The sequence below is a fragment of the Microbacterium sp. LMX7-1.2 genome (assembly GCF_040675935.1).
Taxonomy (GTDB): Bacteria; Actinomycetota; Actinomycetes; order Actinomycetales; family Microbacteriaceae; genus Microbacterium.
In genome coordinates this window covers 2,311,356-2,331,774 of the sequence record NZ_JBEGIL010000001.1, presented here as the reverse complement: position 1 = coordinate 2,331,774, position 20,419 = coordinate 2,311,356, and the positions used below count along the sequence as shown (strand labels likewise).

At 67.1% G+C, this 20,419-nt stretch carries 28 protein-coding genes and 1 tRNA gene; 2 read left to right on the top strand and 27 right to left on the bottom strand.

Features of this window, described 5'->3' with window-relative positions:
- Positions 1-7: 7 nt before the first annotated feature.
- The 21 genes from MRBLMX7_RS11440 to MRBLMX7_RS11340 form a co-directional block, all read right to left on the bottom strand.
- Entirely contained in the window at positions 8-535 is a 528-nt protein-coding gene (locus MRBLMX7_RS11440) for a hypothetical protein (protein ID WP_363368595.1), read from the bottom strand.
- Positions 535-1,506: a major capsid protein gene (locus tag MRBLMX7_RS11435; protein ID WP_363368592.1), complete on the bottom strand. Its 972-nt coding sequence runs from the start codon at positions 1,504-1,506 to the stop codon at positions 535-537. Before MRBLMX7_RS11435 ends, MRBLMX7_RS11440 begins: the two co-directional genes overlap by 1 nt.
- 14 nt (positions 1,507-1,520) lie before the next feature.
- On the bottom strand, positions 1,521-2,069 hold the full coding sequence (locus MRBLMX7_RS11430; protein ID WP_363368589.1) for a hypothetical protein: 549 nt from the start codon (positions 2,067-2,069) through the stop codon (positions 1,521-1,523).
- 49 nt (positions 2,070-2,118) lie between these two features.
- Entirely contained in the window at positions 2,119-3,486 is a 1,368-nt protein-coding gene (locus MRBLMX7_RS11425; RefSeq protein ID WP_363368587.1) for a hypothetical protein, read from the bottom strand.
- Positions 3,413-4,918 carry a phage portal protein gene (locus MRBLMX7_RS11420; protein ID WP_363368585.1) on the bottom strand — a complete coding sequence of 502 codons (1,506 nt, stop codon included), beginning with the start codon at positions 4,916-4,918 and terminating at the stop codon, positions 3,413-3,415. Before MRBLMX7_RS11420 ends, MRBLMX7_RS11425 begins: the two co-directional genes overlap by 74 nt.
- 10 nt (positions 4,919-4,928) lie before the next feature.
- Complete coding sequence (locus tag MRBLMX7_RS11415) at positions 4,929-6,287, bottom strand: hypothetical protein (RefSeq protein WP_363368583.1); 1,359 nt, start codon at positions 6,285-6,287, stop codon at positions 4,929-4,931.
- Between the two features lie 139 nt (positions 6,288-6,426).
- Entirely contained in the window at positions 6,427-6,837 is a 411-nt protein-coding gene (locus MRBLMX7_RS11410) for a hypothetical protein (protein ID WP_363368581.1), read from the bottom strand.
- A 424-nt stretch (positions 6,838-7,261) separates the two neighbouring features.
- The gene (locus MRBLMX7_RS11405) at positions 7,262-7,507 is read right to left on the bottom strand and encodes a hypothetical protein (RefSeq protein ID WP_363368579.1); all 246 of its coding nucleotides are present in this window, start codon (positions 7,505-7,507) and stop codon (positions 7,262-7,264) included.
- 130 nt (positions 7,508-7,637) lie between these two features.
- Positions 7,638-8,018, bottom strand: coding sequence for a hypothetical protein (locus MRBLMX7_RS11400; RefSeq protein WP_363368577.1), 381 nt, complete (start codon positions 8,016-8,018; stop codon positions 7,638-7,640).
- Between the two features lie 60 nt (positions 8,019-8,078).
- Entirely contained in the window at positions 8,079-8,528 is a 450-nt protein-coding gene (locus tag MRBLMX7_RS11395) for a hypothetical protein (protein WP_363368575.1), read from the bottom strand.
- Between the two features lie 31 nt (positions 8,529-8,559).
- The gene (locus tag MRBLMX7_RS11390) at positions 8,560-8,697 is read right to left on the bottom strand and encodes a hypothetical protein (RefSeq protein WP_363368573.1); all 138 of its coding nucleotides are present in this window, start codon (positions 8,695-8,697) and stop codon (positions 8,560-8,562) included.
- A 90-nt stretch (positions 8,698-8,787) separates the two neighbouring features.
- A tRNA-Gly gene (locus MRBLMX7_RS11385) sits at positions 8,788-8,859 on the bottom strand.
- A 124-nt stretch (positions 8,860-8,983) separates the two neighbouring features.
- Entirely contained in the window at positions 8,984-10,159 is a 1,176-nt protein-coding gene (locus tag MRBLMX7_RS11380; protein WP_363368571.1) for a hypothetical protein, read from the bottom strand.
- Positions 10,156-10,395 carry a hypothetical protein gene (locus MRBLMX7_RS11375; protein WP_363368570.1) on the bottom strand — a complete coding sequence of 80 codons (240 nt, stop codon included), beginning with the start codon at positions 10,393-10,395 and terminating at the stop codon, positions 10,156-10,158. Before MRBLMX7_RS11375 ends, MRBLMX7_RS11380 begins: the two co-directional genes overlap by 4 nt.
- Before the next feature lie 320 nt (positions 10,396-10,715).
- Positions 10,716-11,027 carry a hypothetical protein gene (locus MRBLMX7_RS11370; protein WP_363368568.1) on the bottom strand — a complete coding sequence of 104 codons (312 nt, stop codon included), beginning with the start codon at positions 11,025-11,027 and terminating at the stop codon, positions 10,716-10,718.
- Positions 11,028-11,205: 178 nt separating this feature from the next.
- On the bottom strand, positions 11,206-11,454 hold the full coding sequence (locus tag MRBLMX7_RS11365) for a glutaredoxin domain-containing protein (protein WP_363368566.1): 249 nt from the start codon (positions 11,452-11,454) through the stop codon (positions 11,206-11,208).
- Positions 11,451-11,690, bottom strand: coding sequence for a DUF3310 domain-containing protein (locus tag MRBLMX7_RS11360; RefSeq protein WP_363368564.1), 240 nt, complete (start codon positions 11,688-11,690; stop codon positions 11,451-11,453). The genes MRBLMX7_RS11365 and MRBLMX7_RS11360 overlap by 4 nt, the downstream gene beginning before the upstream one ends.
- Positions 11,691-11,707: 17 nt before the next feature.
- Entirely contained in the window at positions 11,708-12,034 is a 327-nt protein-coding gene (locus tag MRBLMX7_RS11355) for a hypothetical protein (protein WP_363368562.1), read from the bottom strand.
- A complete protein-coding gene (locus tag MRBLMX7_RS11350) occupies positions 12,031-12,705 on the bottom strand; it encodes a hypothetical protein (protein ID WP_363368560.1) in 675 nt (224 codons plus the stop codon). Before MRBLMX7_RS11350 ends, MRBLMX7_RS11355 begins: the two co-directional genes overlap by 4 nt.
- 137 nt (positions 12,706-12,842) lie before the next feature.
- On the bottom strand, positions 12,843-13,421 hold the full coding sequence (locus MRBLMX7_RS11345) for a hypothetical protein (protein ID WP_363368558.1): 579 nt from the start codon (positions 13,419-13,421) through the stop codon (positions 12,843-12,845).
- Between the two features lie 179 nt (positions 13,422-13,600).
- Entirely contained in the window at positions 13,601-14,017 is a 417-nt protein-coding gene (locus MRBLMX7_RS11340) for a single-stranded DNA-binding protein (protein WP_363370903.1), read from the bottom strand.
- A gap of 55 nt (positions 14,018-14,072) precedes the next feature.
- Here MRBLMX7_RS11340 and MRBLMX7_RS11335 point away from each other — a divergent pair, with 55 nt between their 5' ends.
- Entirely contained in the window at positions 14,073-14,822 is a 750-nt protein-coding gene (locus tag MRBLMX7_RS11335) for a DUF4145 domain-containing protein (protein WP_363368556.1), read from the top strand.
- 21 nt (positions 14,823-14,843) lie between these two features.
- On the opposite strand, the gene MRBLMX7_RS11330 is transcribed toward MRBLMX7_RS11335, so the two are convergent.
- Genes MRBLMX7_RS11330 through MRBLMX7_RS11320 form a run of 3 tightly spaced genes read right to left on the bottom strand, consistent with a single transcriptional unit; the run spans position 14,844 to position 17,253 of the window.
- A complete protein-coding gene (locus tag MRBLMX7_RS11330) occupies positions 14,844-16,127 on the bottom strand; it encodes a replicative DNA helicase (RefSeq protein WP_363368554.1) in 1,284 nt (427 codons plus the stop codon).
- Positions 16,124-16,660, bottom strand: a complete 537-nt coding sequence (locus tag MRBLMX7_RS11325; protein WP_363368553.1) for a hypothetical protein — start codon at positions 16,658-16,660, stop codon at positions 16,124-16,126. The genes MRBLMX7_RS11330 and MRBLMX7_RS11325 overlap by 4 nt, the downstream gene beginning before the upstream one ends.
- Positions 16,657-17,253: a hypothetical protein gene (locus tag MRBLMX7_RS11320; protein WP_363368551.1), complete on the bottom strand. Its 597-nt coding sequence runs from the start codon at positions 17,251-17,253 to the stop codon at positions 16,657-16,659. The genes MRBLMX7_RS11325 and MRBLMX7_RS11320 overlap by 4 nt, the downstream gene beginning before the upstream one ends.
- A 427-nt stretch (positions 17,254-17,680) precedes the next feature.
- Here MRBLMX7_RS11320 and MRBLMX7_RS11315 point away from each other — a divergent pair, with 427 nt between their 5' ends.
- Positions 17,681-17,929 (top strand): hypothetical protein, encoded by a 249-nt coding sequence (locus MRBLMX7_RS11315; protein ID WP_363368549.1) that lies wholly within the window; start codon positions 17,681-17,683, stop codon positions 17,927-17,929.
- A 42-nt stretch (positions 17,930-17,971) separates the two neighbouring features.
- Here the strand turns inward: MRBLMX7_RS11315 and MRBLMX7_RS11310 are convergent, their stop codons facing one another.
- The 3 genes from MRBLMX7_RS11310 to MRBLMX7_RS11300 are packed head-to-tail and all read right to left on the bottom strand — an operon-like array spanning position 17,972 to position 20,411.
- On the bottom strand, positions 17,972-19,786 hold the full coding sequence (locus tag MRBLMX7_RS11310) for a DNA cytosine methyltransferase (RefSeq protein ID WP_363368547.1): 1,815 nt from the start codon (positions 19,784-19,786) through the stop codon (positions 17,972-17,974).
- Positions 19,783-20,127, bottom strand: coding sequence for a hypothetical protein (locus tag MRBLMX7_RS11305; protein WP_363368545.1), 345 nt, complete (start codon positions 20,125-20,127; stop codon positions 19,783-19,785). The genes MRBLMX7_RS11310 and MRBLMX7_RS11305 overlap by 4 nt, the downstream gene beginning before the upstream one ends.
- Entirely contained in the window at positions 20,124-20,411 is a 288-nt protein-coding gene (locus tag MRBLMX7_RS11300; RefSeq protein WP_363368543.1) for a hypothetical protein, read from the bottom strand. The genes MRBLMX7_RS11305 and MRBLMX7_RS11300 overlap by 4 nt, the downstream gene beginning before the upstream one ends.
- Between the last annotated feature and the right edge of the window lie 8 nt (positions 20,412-20,419).

The window sequence follows — 20,419 nt, the reverse complement described above, 5'->3', positions numbered from 1 at the left end:
CCTCGGGCTACTTGGCTTCGAGCGCCTCGACGGCCTCGATAAGCGCCTTGCGGCTGACCTTCTCGAGATCGAATCCGTGATCCGGCTTGATCTTGGTCAGGTACTCGAACCAGACGGCCTTCGAGCCCTGCACGGGGTGCGGGCGCTCTCCGGCATCGACGATGTTTCCGGCAGGCGGGGCTTCGGACTCGTCGACCTCGTCCTCTTCGCCCTCCAGCTCGTGGTCGTCAGGCTCGTGTCCATCAGGCTCGTGGCCTTCCAGCTTGTCGCCCCCCGGCTCGTCGCCATCAGGCCCGTGGCCCTCCGGCTCGGGCTGCGAGGCGTCGTGCTCGCCGGTCGGCGCGACGTGTCCCTCAGCTGGACGCGACGCCTCGTCGGGCTCGCTCGCTCGCAGCGGCTTGACCTTGTACCCACGCCGCTTGAAGAACTGGAATGCGGCCGAGTCGGTATCGACCTCGGCTCGCCCCTCGGAGAAGGTGACGCCAGCGATTCGCCGGCTCACCTTCCCGGGGGCTCGAACGATGACCTTGGTCATCAGGCCACCTTGACGCGGAACGCGCCAGCCGACTTCGTGGCCTTGATCGCGAGCCCGACCGGACCCATCTCGACCTCACCCGTCTTCACGGCACCCGAGGTGCTGAAGTCGGGGAGCCACTGCTGCAGCAGATCGCTGCCTGCGACGGAGGCGCCGTGGACGCCGTCGATGCCGAAGCGCACGCCGTAGAGCGAGGTGACACCGGTTGCGGCATCCGTCTCGATCACGTCGTCGTTCGATCCCGACTTCTTGCCGAGGTCCACGAACGGGATATCGCGGAAGGTCGAGACGACCTGTCCCCAGTCGTCCTTCGTGGTGTTGTAGAAGCCGATCAGGTCGGCGATGTACTCGAGCGCGGCCACGCCATCGGCGTTGCCGTAGATGACGTCGCAGCCGTCCATCGTGCGCAGCCACGCGGTGATCGCGCGCTTCGCTCCGAGGGCACCGGTCTTGTCGGTGATGTTGGAGAAGTCGTGCGGGGTCGTGCCCGTCGCGAAGCTCTCCGTGCTGGTTCCGGTCACGGCCGCGTCGATGCCGTCGAATCCGGGGCTGGCCTGATCGAACGGCGCTTCCACGCCGTTGATGAACTCGTCGACGAACCGCGCGACGCTCGACTTGATGAGCTGGTTCTGCTGGAACACGATCTCGTTCGTCTGCGCGTTGCCGAGGTTCGCCAGGACGCGGTCGACCTTGTAGGTGCCGCCGAGGGGCGACAGCGGGACGGTGAAGCGCTCGCGCTTCGCCTCGGTCGCGGTGTACTCCTGGTTCTGCGACCGGAACGCGGCTCCGCGCTCGGTCTTCACGCGGGTGTAGCCGTAGACGAGCGTCGCTCCGCCCGTGCCCGGGGACACGGTGTCATCGAAGGTGATCCGGTTGAGCACCTGGGCGCTCTGCTTGCGGAACTCGTCGATGATGTGGAAGTCGATGTCGTCCTGGGTGTTGACCTGGGCGTCTGCAAGGGTGATGGGCATGTGGTTTCCTCCGCTTACTTCTTGTTGACTGCGGCAGAGACGGCGTCAGCCAGGCTCTTGGCGCGGGTGGTCGGGACGGCGGCGCCGCCTCCGGTGATTCCGGCATCCTGAGCGGATGCCGTGGACGGTGCGCGCATCGCGATCACGGCAGCGACCTGCGCAGCGAGCACCTCATCCGTTGCGCCAGTGAGCAGCACGCGCTCGGCCTTGGTAATGCCGTGCTCGTTGGCGTAGCGGAGCTGAAGCGTTTCCGCGGCCTGTCCGTTGAGGGTCGCGAGGTTGGCGCGAAGCTCTCGCAGCTCCGCTTCCACGTCAGCGGGCACTGCCGGGACCGGGGGTGCAGCGGGAGCCGCGGGCGGGGCCGGAGGTGCCGCCGGGGCGGCAGGGGCAGCGGGCTCAGCGGGCGCGGGAGCCGCGGGCGCTGCCGGGGCGGCAGGGGCGGCAGGGGCGGCGGGTGCCGGGGTAGCGGGCGCTGCCGGGGCGGCAGGCGCGGCGGGCGGCGCGCTGCTTCCCGTGGCCTCGGGGCCGTTGAACATCAGAAACGGCGGCAGGCGAGTGAACATGGGCGTACTCCTTTGGTTTGACATGCGCCGTGTGGCGATGGTTTGGAAGTCAGAGGGTTCGGAGCGCCTCGGCGAGAGCGAGCCGACCGCCATTCGTCGCGGCGTAGCGCTGCTCCAACCGCCGCCAGATCCGCTCGTGGATGACGTCGGCGCGATCGTCGCTCAGTCCGAGCGCGTCCGCGAGGCTGGCGAGCTGCGCGCCTTCCGGGCGTGTGGTGTCGATCGCCGCGAGTTGGCGCTGCAGGGATGCCTCGAGCAGCTCGAGTCGTTCGGGGGTCAGCGGCAGGCCGCGAGAGTTCGCGGAGACATCCGCGCTATTGGGGCCGATCGATCGCGGAACGAATCCGTTTCGGCGGGCGTACTGCAGCCGGTAGGTCGCGTCGAATAGGCGCTGCTCGGCGGCGGTCATTGTGGCGCGGTCGAGCGGGTCGCGTTCCCCGGTGGCGCGGGCCTGCAGCACGCGGTCGCGTCGGCTACCGGCGACCACTGGCCTCGAGATCGGGGCGGCGAACTGCTCTGCCTGCTGGCGGATCTGCTGCTCGCCGACGATGTAGCCGTTCGAGCGCATCAGCTCGATCGCCTTCGTTCGGTTCGTCCCAGCCTCGGCGTATATGTCGTCGAGGGTCATCTTCGACGGCGTTCCGAACTTCCGCGCCGAACGGTCCGAGGTGAGCCCGCGAGTCTTGACGTTCGAAACTCGATAGATGTCGGCACCGTCGCGGATCGCCCGTGCGCTGCTCTTGCCCCACGCCGCGTCCTGCTCAGCCTCGCTCATGGCGTTGAACGCGGCGTACGGATCCGTCGTCAGGTCGCCCGCCATGTTCTCGGCTGCGGGGATGTGGCGGCAGTCGCAGAGCGGGTGCCGCTGAAATCCCTTGTTCCAGCGATACCAGCGGCCGGCGAGGATGATGCAGCGATGACAGCTCGGCGCATTCAGCATGCGTACGTATCCCGCGATGCCTGCGGACGTCAGTCCGGCCTGCACAGCGTTGCGGTCCGAGTCGGCGAGCAGCGATGGAATGGCCGTGTCGAGGAAGCGCCTCCCCTGCAGGAGAGCCGCGCTCGGAGCGAAGCCCGCGGCGACAGCCTGCTTGGAACGGATGACCGCGGTGCGCAGGACATTACCGACTGGTGCACCCCATCTGTTCGTTCCGGCGAACGCCGCCGCCGAGACGGATTCGAGGCGGCTGGCGTCCTGGCCGGTTTCGGCGAGGACTTGGGGCAGGTAGTCGATGCCGCCTCGAGCGGCCTGGTACTGCGCAGCCGTGACGGTCGCTGTCAGCGACTCACCTACGCGGTTCCAGCCCGAATCGAAGTCGGTTCCTACCTGCCCCCAGAGCGCTCTACTCGAGCGGATCGTCTCCGCCGCGATCTCCTGCTGCGAGCTGTAGTGCTCGACCGCTGCTGTTGGGAGCATCGGGGATGCCTCCCTTCACGAGACTGCGGAGATCCTGATCCAGCTCTTCTTCCGCCATCTGCATCCAGCGGTCGACCTTTGGCGCGTTCGCACCCGGGATCATCTCCCAGGCCGCGGCGCGCGGGAATCCGCTGGTGATGAGCTTCTGGATGCCATCGACGATCTGCGCGAAGCTCTTCACTTCGGTGTCGGCGTAGAGCATCTCCATGTCCGGATGCGGCTCGTCCCGGCCGGATGCGCGCGCAGCCAGGGTGAACAGCTCCACCATGCCTTCGTTCGCGTATCGCTTCAGCTCGCCCTGCAGGCTGGTGAGCGTGGACTCGGCTCCGGAGATTGCGTCGCCGGAGAGGTTCGCCATCCTGCTGAGCAGGTACTGCGGCGGCACCTGAGACGTCGCGAAGAACTGCGTCAGGAACTCGGTCAGCATCGTGACGTAGTTCGCCAGATTCGACTCCGGCATGTCGAAGACCTTCGTATCGTTCCCGTTGAACACGAGGAGACGATCGACGGCAGCGCGTCCGAAGTCGTTCAGCACCGGCACCTTGCGGCCGTCCGACGTGAGGTAGATCGATCCGTCCGCATTGCGCTTGTAGACGATCTGTCCGCCCTCGTCGCGCATGACGGGATCGAACCCGGTCACCACGCGCTGGCGGAACGCCGAGAACTGCATCGCCAGCAGCATGTTGAAGCGAATCGTGTTGATCGCATTCTGCTGCGGGATGAGCGGGTCGACAGGCGAGAAGATCTCGCCGTTCGCGTTCGGGCGGTAATCGAATGTGACGAATGGCACCTGCTTCATCTGGTGCGTGCCGTCCTTGCCGGTCGGCTCCCAACCCTCGCCGTTGCGCTCGAGCTGGAACCAGCTCTCGTCGTCGTAGACGTACGCGAGCCACTCACTGGCGCGGACCCCGGTCGGGACGATGAGCCCGTTCGGAGTCTTCGCTCGCTCGACGATCTTCACCGCGTACTCCGTGCGGAAGGGGTCTTCCGGGTCGGGGTGCAGGTAGACGTTCCGGACGGACTGTGGGCGGACGATCGGGCGCATGTGGTTGCGGATGTTCGGCCACACGGAGGCGATACCGCGACCGTGGGTCATCATCGACTCGTAGATGATCGTCTGGCGGGCTTCGAGGGCGTTGCTCGCCCAGACGTCGCGCCAGAGCCCGCGGTCGAAGTCCTGACCGTTCCCTGTCCGCAGCCCTTCGCACCGGAGGCGCTGGATCGGGGCGTAGACGGGCAGCGGCATCCAGTTGGCGATCGACTGCTCGCGCAGCGAGGCATGTTCGTCGCCGATGCCTTCGGGCGCCCAGGGCTTGTCCTGCTCGCCGCGCACGTACAGCTCGCGGCGCTTCATCTGCTTCGCGAGCTTCGATGAGCCGTTGAGTTCGGCCCACCCTACGGAGGCGCGGGCCTTCGCTGTGCTCAGATCCATGCGTCTCCCATCATGAGAAGGAATACATCGCCGTGCTGATCCCCTTGCTGGCGGGCTGAGCGCCCTCCGAGCGGGTGAACGCGAAGACAGCGAGCGTCATCGCGACCAGCGGTGAGATGTCGGTGGTGTCGCGGCGGTGCCAGAGCCATTCGCCGGCCTCGCCGGGAGTGCGCTTCTTACCCGCCTCGACTGCGTCGTTGAGGTAGACATCGTCGAGGTGGACGAACAGCCGTGGCGCGTCGGGGTCGTGCCTGCCGTGGTCGTCGACCGGCCCCATGATCAGCTCTTCGAAGAGCATGCAAGCCTGCACGTGCTCGGAGTAGCTGATCTTCGAGATGTCGATACTCTCGGCCTCGAAGCGCGGCACGAGCTTGCCCGCGCTGCCCTTCGGGTCCAGCACTACGTCGACCGGTCCCCATCGCTGGATGATGCCCTTGACGTAGTCGACGACCCATCCGGTTCCCGCGCCGCGCTTGATGACCTCACCCTGGAGCTTCGGTCCCGCCTGCCAGCGCCCGCCCTTCTTGATCGCCTGTCGCCCGACGAGGGCCACAGACGAGAGGGAGCCATCGAAGTTGACATCGATCGCGACAGCGACCGCGCCGCGGCGTAGGCGCCCGGGGACGCCGCCCCACATCATCGAGTCCTCGTCGGCGAGAGACGCCCAACGCTCGGCGTCGATGACGCGCGTTCCGGCAGACTCGTCGAGGATGCCCAGATGCTCGCGGCCGAACTTCGCATCGTTCGGGGTCGCAGCTCGCAGCTTCGCAAGCTTCGGGATGGTCACGCGGCCCGACTCGGTGGCGGGATTCGCGCCGCGCCACACCTCCGGGTCGTCGAAGTTCGCCTTGGGATCTGCGCTGTACTCGCGATATGCAAGACTCGGATCCTTCGGGCGGTCGTCCTCTCGGCGACCGCGCGCCATGATGCGGCGGAGCACGGCGGATCCGTCGAGCGCGGCCGAACTGGTGTAGACGATGAGCGGGTTCGCCACGGCCGTAAGCGTCGCCATAATCGCAGCGAGCGTCTCCTCCGGCAGATCGTAGGCTTCGTCGAGGATGATCAGGTCGGCGGTGAACCCGCGGCCCGAGCCCTTCGATCTCGCGAGGAAGCGGAGCCGGGCTCCGGACTCGAGTTCGATGCCCTCTTCGCCGTTCGCGGTGCGGATGCCGACGACACGCGAACCGCGGCGCTTGACCAGCGCGTACAGCTCGGGCGTGCCCTCCACCACGGTCTTGATGCGGAGGAATGCCTCCTGCGAGGTCTTGAACTCGTGCGCGGTGTGGATGACGAGGTTCGCATCGAAGAGGACGATGAACGCCAGCTCGATGCAGGCGAGCACGTCGCCCTTGCCGTTCTGGCGGGGCACGATGAGCGCGAACTCGAACGCCGCCCACTGGCCGTCTGCCGCGTAGGCGAGCGCATCCCGAATGGATTCCTTCTGCCATTCGTCGAGGAGGCGACCAGACAGCTCCCACAGCTCGATCGCTGCGTCGCCGGCCGTGCCGCTACTTCGCGGAACGCTTCGAACTCGAGGCGGGACGACCTTGCTTCGCGAAGGCTTCCTTGATGTTCGCGACATTCGAAGGCACCTCCCCCGCAGCCGGTTCGCTCTTCGCTCCCTCGAACGGGGCGAGAAGCTGGCGCAGCGCTGCGGCGTGCATCCGGGCTTCCTTCATGGGATCGTTGATCAGCACCTCAACCACGCCGTCATCCGTACGCGGGAGCTTGATCCGGAACCATGCATCTTCGTCGCCGTTGACCAGCTCATTCAGCTTCTCGAGCCGATCACTGATCCGGCATGCTTCGACGAGGTTTTGCACCTCGATCTCAGACAGCTTTCGGCCGGTCGCGATTGATTTGTACAGCCGGAGGCCGCGGGCTCCGAGGCCGTGTGGATTCGCTCGGGAGATCGCCATTCCGACCCCCTTTGAAAGATTTCCGGTGAGATGCGGGGAGAGAAAAGTCGACTCCCCGGCGGTCCTGGCTGAGAGGGGCGAAGGGGATGACCCCCACCCCGCTCAGTCAGCCGACCGATCATGCCTCCCAGGGCATGCGTTCACCATCGACGTGAGGTGCGTGACCTCACGCGTGAACCATCACCGAAGGAGCTGTTGCACCCAAGGTGCGTGAGTCTCAACCTCGAGCGGATGGCTACCGTGTCCGGTGTGGGGTGTGGGTCTAGGTGGTGCACCGAAGCGGACATCGGATTGACCTTGCCCTTGCTGTCTTTGTACGGCAGGGACTTGTCCACCCACCGCTTGCAGATGTGGCAGTGCGTCTCCTCTGCGATGACCCGCTCTCGCACCGCCCGCCACGCTGGCCCTGATCGGACACCAGCCATCAGCTCTCGGGCTGCTCGGCTGCAGCAGCGATGCGCGCCTGGATCTCCTCAGCGCGCTTCAGCCACTTGGCCCTGCCCTCCCGCATGCCGTCTATCCGGCGGGCGAGGTCGCGCCCCCTCACGGTACGGGCACGCCTCTTGACCCCCATACCCTCCCACTCCCTGATCTGCTCATCGAACTGGGCGATCAGCAGCAGGGCCGTGGTGAGCTGAGCCGAGAGTGGCCTCTCCTCGGTCCCGTTCACACCGACCTCCCGAACGCTCGGGCCACGATGCGCTGCGCGCCAGGCTCCGGGAGCGCGGGAGGTATCTCACGCGACGGTGCGCCGAGAAGGATCAGCACTGATCCGATCAGCAGCAGGATCAGCGCGCCCCTCATGAGCGCACCACCCTGCCGCCGCGAGATGCGAGCACGCCCTGCACGTCCTCGCGAAAGCGCCTCAAGGCGTCGGTGCTCACCCCATCCCCGTCGTAGAGCACGCGGTCGGCGTCATTGTCGATGAATACGACATCGGCCGACTGCCCGCGCATGCGGGAGCCGCGGGGTGTAGCGAAGCCGATGCGGCCACCACTCGGCAAGCGGACGCACTCAGCGCCGTTCGCCACTCGGATCTGCGCACCGAAGGCGTATGTCTCGTTCGGCTGGCGGAAGGACTCGACGGCATTCCGCATGGCGCGATGGTCAGGCACGACGATGAGGATCCGCTCCCCGACCATCGCGCTCATCAGCATGGCTGTTGCTGCGTACTCGTTCATGGTTGCCCCCATAACGACGACAGCCCGGCACTCTGGCCGGGCTGTCGTTCTCGTGTGATGTCAGAAGCGGTGGACGCCGGGACGACCTCCGTAGAGGAAGTCCTCCCAGATTCGACTCGGCAGCACGCGCGGGTTCGAGATGATCCCGCCCGTCGCGATACGCGGCTGGGGCTGCAGGTGCTCCTGCAGCACGCGCAGCTCCTCGTCGTCGAGCGGCACGAACACCTCGATGCCCGGCTGCTCGCCCTGCTCGTGCACGAACGCCCACGACTTCGCGCCCTTCAGCGGGAGTCGGCCGGCGCCTAGGTGGTCGAGGTGCTCGCGGCGCTCCTTGAGCTGCTGCTCCTCGCGCTTGCGCTGCGCCTCCCGGCGATTGTGCTCCTGGCGAGCGCGGTCCTCGTGGCGCAGACGTGCCAGCTCGGCACCCTGCCGGGCGTTGCTCATCTCCAGCGTGCGCTGCTCCCGCTTGAGCCGCGCGATCTCGTTCCCCAGTTCCTGCTTCGATGCCATCTTGGTTGCCCCTTCTGTTGGTGATGGTGGTTCAGTCCACGAACAGGTGCACCAGATCGTCGGCGTCGAGCACGACCACTCGATCCACCGTCGAATCCGGCACCTCGCCGCCGTAGAAGTCCTCGAGCGCACGCCTCTTCGCGTCACGTCCGACAGGGATGTGCTGCACTGCGACTCCCCTCAAAAGAGCGGGGGCACTTCTATACCGCGCCCCAGGCTCGCGGTGGTCCGGATATTCGCCCGTCCGTGCGGTGTATCGAGAGAGCGACGGGACTCGAACCCGCTCATCCGGCGTGGAAGGCCGGTGCTCCGCCTGTTGAGCTTCGCTCCCGTATCGTGGTGTCTCGCGCCACGAACTCGCGCCCCGCATTGTCGCTGCGTCCGGGGTTGCAGTCCGACCTCAGCCGGATGCCGCCTGAGTGCATATGTGCTGGATATGCACTCAGGCGGAATACTCAGAGCACGGTGAGGCTCTGGAGATCGAACCCGTCTCCGGTGATGTCGAAGACGAGAAGACCGGCGTTCGAATCGTCACCTTGGACGTTCCGGAACCAGTCCGAGCCGTTGTCCAGCGTCGGAGCCTGAAGCCACCACTTGGCGCGGCCCGTGCGGACGTTGCGTCCCGTGGGCTGCGCGGCGAAGTGGTGATAGTGGCCAGTGATCAGCACGTCCGCCTCGGCGACCGGCTGGCCCCCGTGCGTCTGCTTCGCCCACCAGTCGATCGCGCGGCCCGGCGTGAACTGGTTGCCGTGCACGAGGCCGAGCACCGTCCCGCCCACATCGAGGGCCATCGACTCGTCGTAGTCCCGCGGGAAGTTCCAGTGCGCGTTGAGCCCCGCCGCCTGAGCGAGCTTCGCCACCTGACGGTGAACGTGCAGGCCGAGATCGTCGGACGGGCGTCCCAGGTTTTGCTTGCCCGCGCGCCACGCCGTGTGGTTGCTCGGGACCGCCATCACCTCGACCGGGCCGTATCGCTGCATGAGCTTCACGAACTCGAACAGCTCTGTCGCGGCGAGATCCATCTGCTGCGCCAGGCTGAGATCGTTCGTGAACATCGGGTTGCCGCCGGACTCGAAGCCTTCGAAGAGGTCGCCCGCCTCGGCGAGCACCAGGCGCACCGGGCGGCGAGCCCGCAGCCGCTTCTCGAGCCGAGCGCGAGTGTCGGCCATCCGCTCGACGAGATCCGGGGTTCCGCCGCGCGAGCCGGTCTTACCCGCCTGGACATCCGAGAGCACCACGACCATCGTTCGATCGTTCTCGGCGGGAAGCAGGGGCCGGCGAGGCTTCAGGGCGGCAGCGGCGTAGAGCGCCGGGAGGTCGATCGCGTCGCTCTTGCGCCGGAACATCGCCCGGTACGAGTAGAGCTGCACGACGTCGCGCTGCCCGCCCTCGAGGCGCTTCGACTGCTGCCAGGTGGATGCCCGCACCGTGTCGCCGATGATCTCGAACGACTCAGGGTCAAGCTGGAACTTCTCGAAGACGTGAGTCCAGTCCGTCAACGGCTCCGTTGCACGGATGCCGTCGAACGTGCCACCATCCGGCTTGCCGTCTGCGCCGTAGTGGATGTCAGCGCTCTCGCGCGCTTCGTCCTGCGTTGCGGGCGGCTCCTCGAGCTGGTCGGCCAGGCTCATGCATCACCCCGCAGCTTGCGCTTCCGCCAGTCGCGGAACGCGCCCTCGCTGATGATCAGTCCGTTCTCGGCCACGACATCGACGAGCGCCGTCGTCTGCCATGCCGGGTTCCGCACCGCAGCGTCAAAGGCCTTCCGCTCGTCGTCTGCGAGCGCATCGCGCCAGACGTCGATGCGGCTACGGTAGCCAGTCCGCGCGGGGGCGGGCGGCGTCTTCAGTGCATCCTGCAGCGCCATGTCGGCACCTCCTTGAAATGACCCCGCCAGCCCATGCGCCAGTCGGTCGCGAGATCGCGTCGCCGGTTTCGGGCGGCACCCCGGCACGCTGACTCGCAGTCCGTGCTCATGAGCGCCGCGCTACTCGCGGTCGGTCCGATTCATTGCGCGCCTATAGTGAGGACGAGCGGCGGCGGGGAAGATGAGTGCGGCGGGGCCGGGGGCAACGACCCCGCCGGGCGCAACAGAAATGGCCCGGAGATCCGATGATCAATCCGAGCCATTTATCGCGCTAGCGCAAGCGTATCACACTTCGTGGACACATTTGACACTTTTCTGAATCAGCGGCTCCCGAGCGGCTCGACCGGGGCCGGGTAGAAGATCCAGGCGGTGAAACCGGACTGCTGCTGACGCGCGTTGAGGTGAATCGCTCGGCGAGAGACATCGAGGTACGTGCCCGTCATCCGCTCGAACTCCGGCTCCGCATTCACGAGCGCGGGCTCGGCCGGAACCCACTGCAGCTCGCCCTGATCGCTCAGCTCGTCGAGCAGCCGCATCGCGGGAGACACCTCGAGCGAGTAGACCTTGCCATCACTCTCAGGCTCTCCGAGGCCAGCGGCCTCAGCTTCCTTCAGAATCTCGTCACCGTACATGCGCTTCCTTCCTTGGTCGGCCGCGTCGCGACCGCATCCTCTTGTCCGCTTCGAGGAGGTCCGTCTCGCGAATCCGCCCGAGCGTGAATGTGATCTCGCCGCGCTCCTCCCATCTGCGGAGCGTCCTCTCGCTCTTTCCGATGCGAGTCGCGGCGCCGGTACGGTCGAAGATCGCCACCTACGCCGCGGCCTCCACGATCGCGTCGAGCTTGTCGGGCCGAAAGCCTGACCACGAGACTTCCTCGCTGGCGCCCGGCGGTGTGAACACGACGACAGGTGCCGCGAGGTGACCTAGCGCCTTCGCCGCGTCCAGGTTCGCTGGCTCAGTGAGATCCTTTGTGTCGAATTCGATCCCGCGCTCCCCCAGGTAGCGCTCGGTCGCGTCACACTGGACACAACCGGGTTTGCGGTAGACGGTAACCGTCACGCATTCTCCCTCTGCGCCGTCAGGCGCGTGATCTCGTCGCCGATGTACCAGCGAGCCTTCTCCAGATCCTCGATCTGCTTCGCCAGTGCGTTCTTGTCCGGGTCCGCCTTCAGGCCAGCCCGCCAGAGATACTTGATCGCGTTGCCGATGTTGAAGGTCCGATGCCGCGTGATCTCGATGCACTCCACGCCGGACGGGTCCGAGGTGTAGTGCGGCGGATGGTTGACGACGTCCACTTCTCCCTCGCCCGGCATCAGCAGGGCGGTTCCGCGCGACGACGATCGATCGCCTCGACCCACTGCGTGGCGACGGCCGCGACCTGCAGCAGCTCGGTGCGCAGCTTGTCCAGGTCGGACTCGTCGAACGCCTCGGCCACCTCTTCGAGCAGGATCTCCCGCCAGGTCACCACGCCAGCCGCTGCCGACGCGTCCGTGGCGAGCTTCGCCCACTCGGCGAAGTCCTCCGCGTACCAGAGCGGCACCACCTCGGTGCCGGTGCCGGTTCCATCGGGGTGATTCTGCTCGCCCCACTTCTCATCCTGTCGGCGGCGCTCTGCCGCAACCTCTTCGAGCACGCTCATGCCGTCTCCTTCTCTTCTTCTCCGGCGAACGCGCGCCATGCACGCATCACACCGCCCGACCCCGCGAAGAGGTCGGTGAACTCGTCTTGTGGCTCCGCCCCGAGGAGATCGAACATCCACCGGCAGAACACCGCCGGTTTCGCTCCCACCACCCGATCCGGATCCGTCGACCGGACACCCGGTCGATACGTGAGCACGTCTACCCGTCGCGAGGATCCCCGCGACACGTCGTGCTCGCCGGCCCGCGCGACGCGTCGTGCCACGCCGGCCGAGGACGACGCGTCGCCGAGGTCCTCCACGACACGTCCATCAGCTGGACGCGACAGCTCGAGCCGTTCACCTGGAGGACGCGACACCTTCTCCCCCGCCGCGGTGGAACGCGATGCATCCCGCCGCCCGCCGAAGTAGATCACCGGCTCCCACGCATTCAGCGGTCCGGCGCTCCGCGTCGGGCGCTCCCCGCGGTTCCAGACCGCGACGCGCGCCCCCGGCGGGCACAGCGCCAGCACCTCCTGCAGAGCCCGCGCCGAGGTGGACAGCGCCCACCCGTCGTAGCCGTCGAGCTGCTCGATCAGACGCCTGTGGTCGACCTCGCCCGCGTAGTCCGGGTGCTTGCCGTAGTACCGCTTCGACAACCCGGGATAGGGCGGGTCGGCGTAGGCGAGCCGCAAGACGTCGTTCCCGACGTCCGGCGCGACACCTACGCCGCTGCGGAAGCGGTGCCGAGCCTGCCTGCACCGCTTCGAGCAGCACACCGCGTCACGGCGTGCCCGCTCGGGGATCGGGCCGCGACACCATGCGCACGCCTTCATGCCGCCTGCCCCTCCCTCCGACTGAACGCGCTGGCCCAGAAGCCGTCGTCATCGCTCGGCGCCTCCCACGCGCACTTCTGGCAGGCGTAGCTCGTCTCCTCCCCCGGAAGCTCCGGAGGCGTGACCTTCACGGCCCGCAGACCGCACGACGGACACGGCTGCGCGGCCCACCAAGGGTCTTCCCGAAGTGACCAGCGCTCGAAGATGGTCCGCAGGGTCCACCCGTCCGTATGCTCCGGTCGGCCGATCACGGCATCCGCGAATGGCACGATCTCGGGCCGCTCCGACAGGGCAGAGAGCCCTGTCAGGATTCCCGTCGTCAGGTCATCGGCGAAGTCGTGGAGCACGAACGCTCCGGCTGCGACCGGCACCTGCATCCGACCTACCGGCATCCGGCCCTCGACCACCTCGCGCGTCGCCCACAGCAGCGTCACGATGAAGTCGGCGGCGTCCAGCAGCTCCACCGGTACGGGCGGCGGCGCGTGCGTGCGCCCGCTGCCCCCGGCGGTGCTCGCCTTGGCCGCATAGTCCGTGCCCTTCAGTGGATCTGTCAGCGAGCGGAGGTGCGCCAGCATGTCCGGCGTCGCCTGAAGCAGCGCACGAACCCGACCGAAGCAGCGTCCGCAGATCAGCGAGTCGCCGACCGCTTCCCGCGGCACACACCCGCGGCACTGCCCGCCCTCAGTCCCGAAGGACGGGCAGGCCGCGAAGTGTTCACCGCGCCGTTTGCACCCTCGGGCGCACGGGACGCCGCTCAAAAGGGCGTGTCGTCCATCCGGCTCCAGTCGCCCGGAGTCGCCCAGGCGTCATCGGTCGACTGCTGCTGCGCCGGCTGCTGCTGTTGCTGCTGCTGGCGCGGCGGCTCGAGCACGAGCGCCACCTGCGGGAACTCGATCTCGAGGTTCACGCCCGAGCGTCCGTCCTTCTCCCACGTCCGCAGCGAAGGGATGCCCTTCACCGTCACGGGCGTGCTCTTCTTCATTCGGTCGGCGTAGTGAAGCGCGGCATCATCCCAGAGGGTGAACTGCGCCCAGACGGTCGGCGCCGCATCCTGGTAGTCGCCCGTCTGCGGGTTCCGCTTCCGGCGCGTGTAGGGCATCGTCAGCGCGAGCACCGCGCGACCATCGCGGGTCCGCCGCAAGTCCCCATCCTTCGAGAGATACCCAGTCATCTCGATCAGTGCCTGCTGTCTCATGTCGTCCTTTCGGGCGCGATACGATCACGCCATGTCAGTTGCTGCGTCACGCACTAATCCCGGCCAAGAGGAAGCGATCATCGAATGCCCCCGCTGCCGGGTGCGCGCGCAACAGGTGTGGGGCGACCTGACCGTCTATCGCCCCAAAGTCGGATCGGAAAAGTTCTTCGACGAGGCCGCGAAGGACTTCCGCAGCGAGCGATGGATCGACGGATCCGTTCATGACGTCTCCGGCAAGTGGCGGACTGCTCACTGCCAGGGATGCGACCAGAAGACCCTTTGGCGGGATGGCGTGAATGTCTACCCGATCACCTCAGTAGCCCCCGCACCGCATCCCCGCATGGACAGCGACGTCAAGGCGCTGTTCGAAGAGGCTGGACGCGTCCTGCCGATATCGCGGCGGGCGGGAGCTGCATTGGTCCGCGCGGCCCTTGAGAAGCAAGTTCGCCTGCTGGATTCGGACCCGCCGCGCGGAACACGCCTAGACGATCACATTGCGCGCCTCTCCAGCCGTGTCAGCACGCCGCTCGCGGAGCTGCTCGACGTGATCCGCCACGTCGGGAATGCGTCGCTGCACGGAGCGGAGGGGGACGATCTCGTGGTGATGTACCTCAGCGACGACGAGGCCGCCGATGAGATCGCGGAGATGCTTTTCGACGCGATCAACGATCTCGTCGATGAGCTAGTTGCGCGGCCGGAGAAGACGTCCGCTCTCTGGGATAAGTTGCCCTCGGGCGTCAAACAGACGATCGAACGCAAGCGGCAGGGTCAGTCTCAGTAGCGGGCAAAGGCGCGTCGCCTGTCACAACCCAGGCTCCCATCCACGGGCGAGATCATCCATCCGCTGGTAGTGGCCGCGCCACGCCAGCGAGACATCGCCAGTCGTGCCGTGGCGGTTCTTGGCGACGATCACTCCGACCTCGCCTCTCGTCTCCTCATCCCGATCGTCGCGCCACAGCAGCAGCACCACGTCGGCGTCTTGCTCGAGGTCGCCTGACTCGCGGAGATCCGCGATCGACGGGCGCTTGTCCATGCGCTCCTCGCTCTTGCGGTTGAGCTGCGAGAGCACGATCACCGGGATGTGGAACTCCTTCGCGATGAGCTTCATGGCCCGCGAGAACTCGCCGACCACCTGCTGTCGCGACTTCAACGGATCCGAGCCCTGCAGCAACTGCACGTAGTCGACGACCAGGCACCCGATCTCCTGCTGGCGCGACAGCGACCGCACGAACCCTCGGATCGTCGCGACCGTCGCCGCAGCGTTGTCGTCGACCGCCATCGAGAGCTTCATGATCGACTCGCGGGCCAACTGCACGCGCGGCCAGTCGTCGTCTTCCAGCACGTTGTTCACCAGCCGCTCGAGGCGCACCTCACCCTCAGCGGCGATCAGCCGCTTCTGCAGCTCGGGCTCGGACATCTCGAGCGACACGAACGCTGCCACCGATCCGGTGCGCGCGACGTCGACCGCGAGGTTGAGCCCGAAGGCCGTCTTGCCGGTCGCCGGCCGTGCGCCCACGATGTAGACGGCGCCTGGGCGAAGCCCGCCGATCAGCGCGTTGATGTCTCGCCAGCGCGTCGGCACCATCTCCGGCGCCTCGGCGAGCGATGCAATCAGCGAGTCGATCGTCGCGCCGACCAGATGAGCGTCGGAGGCTGACGGAGACAGCACCGAGTCGATCGCCGCCCGGGCCTGCTCGATGCACTCCTCGGGAGGCGTGGACGCGTCCTCAGCGATCTTCAGCACGGCATCCGCTGCCGCGCCAAGCCGACGCCGCTGCGCCGCTTCCGCCACCATCTCGGCGTAGTACCCGGCGTTCGCCGCCGTGGGCACGAGCGATGTCAGCTCGTGCAGGTAGGCGTGCCCCTGGTGGATGGTCGCGCGCATCTCGCGCAGCTCGTCTCCGACGAGCACGGGATCAGGCAGGGCGTTGCGCACCGCGATACGCCGGATGGCCTCCGCGATCAGCTCATGCCCCGTGTCGTAGAAGTCCCGAGGCGCAGCGATGTCGAGGACGTCCCACGCGCGCTTCCCATCCAGCATCGCCGCGCCGAGCGCCGACTGCTCGGCATCCCGGTCCCAGATCACGCGACGATCCCCCGTCGTTCGATCCGCTCCAACCACTCCTTATCGCCCTTCTTCTGTTCGTACTCAGCCGCGGTCACGCCGTGCTCACGCAGCCAGCGCTCCTTCGGGCTCTCGTCCCGAGGTGTGGCAGCGGTCCCGGGCTTCCAGCCCTTCTCGACGTTCCGCTTGTGCGTCTCCCGCACCCAGCGCCGCCAGACCGCCGTCCAGTCCTTCATCCGCTGCCCGCGGCCCTGATACCAGTCGATGAGCTGCGCCAGCTCGTGCTCGAAGTTGACCGAGGGACACACGGCCCGCAGCCGCTCCAGCTCGTCGGCGGGCGGCGTCCAGTCGCTCGGGATGCTCGTTGCGCCCTCGATCCGCGGCTTCCGCTTCGATGGTGACCGCACGGCCTTCACGCCGATGTGCTCGAACGCCAATTCGTGGCCCTCCGAGGTGCTCCGGAGTGCGAGCAGACGCGGCACGCGGACACCCTCGGGCACAGTGAGCACGACCTCGGCTCCATCGAGCGAGTACGTGTGCGCCGATCGACTCACGCCTCCTCCTCGAAGACAACCCGGCGAGCTTCCGCCATCTGCTCGTCATCCCACTTCTTGCGCCTTAGCCGGCGAACCCCGCACGGCCTGCAGGGGTCGTCCGTTCCGTCTGGATGGGCAGGGCAGAAGGGATCGGGCGGGCCTGACTCGCGATCGGTTCGGGCATGACCTCTCTCGTCTCCCCACGCTCTCTCGCTCTCTCGCTCTCTCTCCCTCTCCCCCGCCACGAATCGATCGCGATCCGTTCGCGAGTCGTTCGCGAGGGGCGGCGGCGGGAATCGGGAGTCGGCCGGACGGTCCACCTTCGGCCAGTCCGTTACTGAGAAGAACGTGTCGCCTCCGGCGCCGTAGACGGCAATCGCTCCGGCGTCGTCCAGCATCAGCAGATGCTCGTCGATCGTCGACTCGGTCATGCTCTCGTCGAGTGGGTAGAGGCGTGCCAGCATCAGGCGCTGGTTGACCTTCTCCCGGCCGTGATCGTCCGCGTACAGCCGCAGCCCGATCTCGGTCAGTCGGACCGCTGGCGGCAGGCTCAGCAGCTCGTCGCGGCTGAAGCCCTCCGGCGTCACGACCCTTCGGCGCGTCATCGCCATATAGGTGCTCCCATCGGGCAATGCCCCGGTAGATCGTCTTCAGTGCGCGCATGACCTCGTCGGCCGCGACGCGGAAGCATTCGGTGAAGCCGCGCCCTCGCGGCAGGATGTGCTCGGATTCGCGGTCGCGAGAGAAGGCGCGATCGAACGTCGCATCCAGCTCGGCGAGCGCAGCGCGCTCGTCCATCGGGTTTCGATCGCGCATCATCAACACGACCCGGCCGCCCGTCGCCACCAGCTCTCGCCAGCGCCTGTCCTGCCGAGCCCGGCCCACCTTCAGGACGCCATGCTGCGGCCAGAAGACGGCATAGAGCGTTGTCGTGGTTCGCACCGCAGCACCTCCAGAGTCGTCCATTTGCTTTCGTGATAAAATTGATATAGGATTCGCGCCCACCGAGCGCGGACCTACGAGCAAGTTGGATGAACCATGACCCACAACCCCGAAGACTGGAACTCGAAGAACGTCGTAGACGGGATCAACGCGTATCGCGGGCGACGTAACGGCGGACTTCGAGTCACCGATGACATCTCCGATGTCGACTTCCAGATCAACACCAACAACGCGCTGCGGTTTCTCGCCGGGTACATCGCGAATGCCCTCGACCGGATCGAGGAACTCGAGGCACGGATCGCTGCGCTCGAGCCTGCTGCGGATGAGTCGGAGATCGGCGCATAGCGTCAGTGGGGCCGCTGCAACCACAGCGGCCCCTCCGCATGCTCACGCCGCAAGTGCCAGCCCGTTGAGGAATTCGGCGACCGCCCAGCCCAGGTCACGAGCTGCGGGCGGCGTGACGGCGTTACCGGCCTGCTTCACCTTGTCTCGCTTCGAGCCCAGAAGGGCGTAGTCCCGCGCGAACCCCATGCCCGCCTGGATCTCGTGCGGCTCCAGCATTCGGAATCCGGCGTCGTCCACGTCGAGGCTGATCGGCGCGGGCGGCTCGATGAGCGACTGGTGCCCGGCGGTCGTGAGCGCGCGCAGCGTCTCGGTGACCGGTGTCGACATCTCGGCACCCGAGCCTCGGCCGTTATTGTTGCGCATGACGAGCGCGTGATGGTTACCCTCGGCGCTCACCGTGTCGATCGGATGCGATGCTGGCTTCGCCACTCCGTGGTTCCGGAGAGGCACCACGAGCCCTTCGCGATCGACCGTCGTCGCGGCACCCATCGGCTGCGACGTCGGACGGGCCACGCCAGTGCTGTAGTACGGGACAAGGATCCCCGTCTCGTTACGCGTCGACTGCGTGCGCAACGGATCCGACGACGGCGACGCAACCTTGCCTTCGCGCCCTTCGACGGGCACCAGCAGACTCGCGTGGTTCCCGCCCGCCACGATCGACGGCAGCACCTCGGTGACCGGTCGCGACCGCGCCTCGTCATTGCCGCTGAGGTTGTTCACGATCAGCGCATGGTTCGCACCATCTGCGACGACGGTTGGCAGCGCGTCCTCGAGCGTCTGCGTACGCTCGCGCTCGCGGAACTGCGCCAGGAACGGCGGCGGCACAGCGAGGCCGTGCTCTGCAGACCCGGTCTGAGTGGGCATCGGAGTGTCGATCTCCGACACTCGCAGGTAGTTCGACCCCGTGTTGACACCGTCGTACGTGTTCCCCGCCGCCTTCGCGACGATCGGAGCCCAGTGCCTCTCGATGCCGCGACGGATCCGCTCGCGCGTCTTCTCGGCGAGGGGCTTCTCTCGGTCCCCGATGCGCGGGGCGGGCAGCGACCAGTCGATGATCGACGCGGCCGGGAGCCACCCAGGCTCCACCACCTGCCAGCACTTCGGGCAGCGGTAGAGGTACTGCGCGCGGTAGCGCCCCCACGGTTCCTTTTTCTTGAAGGCACGGACGGCACGAATCTCGCCGTGCTCGAGGCAGAGCGCGAGCGGCTGCGTCCAGCGGCCGAGGCGCGGGGCAGGGTTCTTCTTCGATGCGACATCCGCGCGCCAGAAGACGATATACATCCGATCGCGCGACTGCGGAGCCGGGAGGCCCGACTGCTGCGCGTGCATGCTGTTCAGCCACACGATCTCGTGCCGGTAGCCGAGCAGCTCCATCGCCTGCAGCCAAGCCGGGAACATCACCCAGCGCGCGGCGTCCACCACGTTCTCGATGATGATCGCGCGGTACTGATGCACCTCGGCGAACCGCGGCACGTCCCACATGGTCGCTCGGCTGCGGTTCGCGGCTTCGTCGACCATCGGCGCGGTGCCGTCCATCTCGAACAGCGCCTCGTTCATCGCGCGCTGACGCTTCACGCCCTTCGCGATTGAGTGATTGGTGCACTCCGGCGACGCCCAAAGCACGTCCGTGCGCGGGAAGTATCGGGGATCCACCTGCGAGATGTCGGCCTGCGAGTGGTCCGTCGCCGGATGGTTGATCTGGTGCGACTCGATCGCAAGCGCCCAGTGGTTCGCCGCGATCACGACCCGGTAGCCGGCCTCGACGAGCCCGGAAGACGACCCGCCCGCGCCACAGAACAGGTCCGTGACGGTGAGCCCGTTCCACGCGACCTCGGGATGCTTGTATCCGACCGTCACTGCTTCACCTCTGCCCCTTCGATCGGCTGCTGCACGCCGTGCACGTCCTTGAACTTGATGCGGTCCACCCACGAGTAGCCCGACGCAACCGAGACGGTCGTCTTGTTCACTCGAACGACCTTGCGCCACTGGTAGCCGTCGTGAACGAACCCGGCACCCTCGATGTCTTCACGGGTGAAGCGGCGTCGACTCGCTTCGCGCTCGGCGTGCTCCGCTCGAGCTGCGGCGAGCCCGGCGCGGCGCTCAGCCTTGACCGCTGCCACAGCGGCATCGATCTCCCGCTCCGTGGCCGCTGCGCGTCGGCGATACGCCTGCACACCTCCGCCGCGGCGCGAGCTCACGCTGCCCACCTCGACGGGATGTGGTTGTCGTGCGCGAACCGGTTCCACTCGCCGATGTCCATGCGGTTGAACAGGCCGGAGCGCTCGTGGTCCCGCGCCAGCTTCTGCAGGTTCGCGTACGGGACGCCGAGCATCTGAGCTGCGAGCAGCGGGTGCGTGCCGTTGTCGATCAGGAACTCGTACTCGTCGAGTGTCTCCGCGCCGCCCATCGGCTCGTCGCCGCGGCGCTTGATGCGCTCTGTGTCGAGATGGATCAGGTTGCTCTTCGTCTTGATGGTCGCCATTGCCCCTG

Excerpts from the sequence above, each read along its gene's own strand:
- MRBLMX7_RS11395 (WP_363368575.1), bottom strand. The coding sequence starts at position 8,528 with ATGGCATCGAAGCAGGAACTGGGGAACGAGATCGCGCGGCTCAAGCGG.
- MRBLMX7_RS11345 (WP_363368558.1), bottom strand. The coding sequence starts at position 13,421 with ATGCTGGCGCACCTCCGCTCGCTGACAGATCCACTGAAGGGCACGGAC.
- MRBLMX7_RS11315 (WP_363368549.1), top strand. The coding sequence starts at position 17,681 with ATGACCCACAACCCCGAAGACTGGAACTCGAAGAACGTCGTAGACGGG.
- MRBLMX7_RS11425 (WP_363368587.1), bottom strand. The coding sequence starts at position 3,486 with ATGCTCCCAACAGCAGCGGTCGAGCACTACAGCTCGCAGCAGGAGATC.
- MRBLMX7_RS11420 (WP_363368585.1), bottom strand. The coding sequence starts at position 4,918 with ATGGATCTGAGCACAGCGAAGGCCCGCGCCTCCGTAGGGTGGGCCGAA.
- MRBLMX7_RS11440 (WP_363368595.1), bottom strand. The coding sequence starts at position 535 with ATGACCAAGGTCATCGTTCGAGCCCCCGGGAAGGTGAGCCGGCGAATC.
- MRBLMX7_RS11335 (WP_363368556.1), top strand. The coding sequence starts at position 14,073 with ATGTCAGTTGCTGCGTCACGCACTAATCCCGGCCAAGAGGAAGCGATC.
- MRBLMX7_RS11400 (WP_363368577.1), bottom strand. The coding sequence starts at position 8,018 with ATGAACGAGTACGCAGCAACAGCCATGCTGATGAGCGCGATGGTCGGG.
- MRBLMX7_RS11340 (WP_363370903.1), bottom strand. The coding sequence starts at position 14,017 with ATGACTGGGTATCTCTCGAAGGATGGGGACTTGCGGCGGACCCGCGAT.
- MRBLMX7_RS11320 (WP_363368551.1), bottom strand. The coding sequence starts at position 17,253 with ATGGCGATGACGCGCCGAAGGGTCGTGACGCCGGAGGGCTTCAGCCGC.
- MRBLMX7_RS11300 (WP_363368543.1), bottom strand. The coding sequence starts at position 20,411 with ATGGCGACCATCAAGACGAAGAGCAACCTGATCCATCTCGACACAGAG.
- MRBLMX7_RS11410 (WP_363368581.1), bottom strand. The coding sequence starts at position 6,837 with ATGGCGATCTCCCGAGCGAATCCACACGGCCTCGGAGCCCGCGGCCTC.
- MRBLMX7_RS11380 (WP_363368571.1), bottom strand. The coding sequence starts at position 10,159 with ATGAGCCTGGCCGACCAGCTCGAGGAGCCGCCCGCAACGCAGGACGAA.
- MRBLMX7_RS11375 (WP_363368570.1), bottom strand. The coding sequence starts at position 10,395 with ATGGCGCTGCAGGATGCACTGAAGACGCCGCCCGCCCCCGCGCGGACT.
- MRBLMX7_RS11355 (WP_363368562.1), bottom strand. The coding sequence starts at position 12,034 with ATGAGCGTGCTCGAAGAGGTTGCGGCAGAGCGCCGCCGACAGGATGAG.
- MRBLMX7_RS11370 (WP_363368568.1), bottom strand. The coding sequence starts at position 11,027 with ATGTACGGTGACGAGATTCTGAAGGAAGCTGAGGCCGCTGGCCTCGGA.
- MRBLMX7_RS11430 (WP_363368589.1), bottom strand. The coding sequence starts at position 2,069 with ATGTTCACTCGCCTGCCGCCGTTTCTGATGTTCAACGGCCCCGAGGCC.
- MRBLMX7_RS11435 (WP_363368592.1), bottom strand. The coding sequence starts at position 1,506 with ATGCCCATCACCCTTGCAGACGCCCAGGTCAACACCCAGGACGACATC.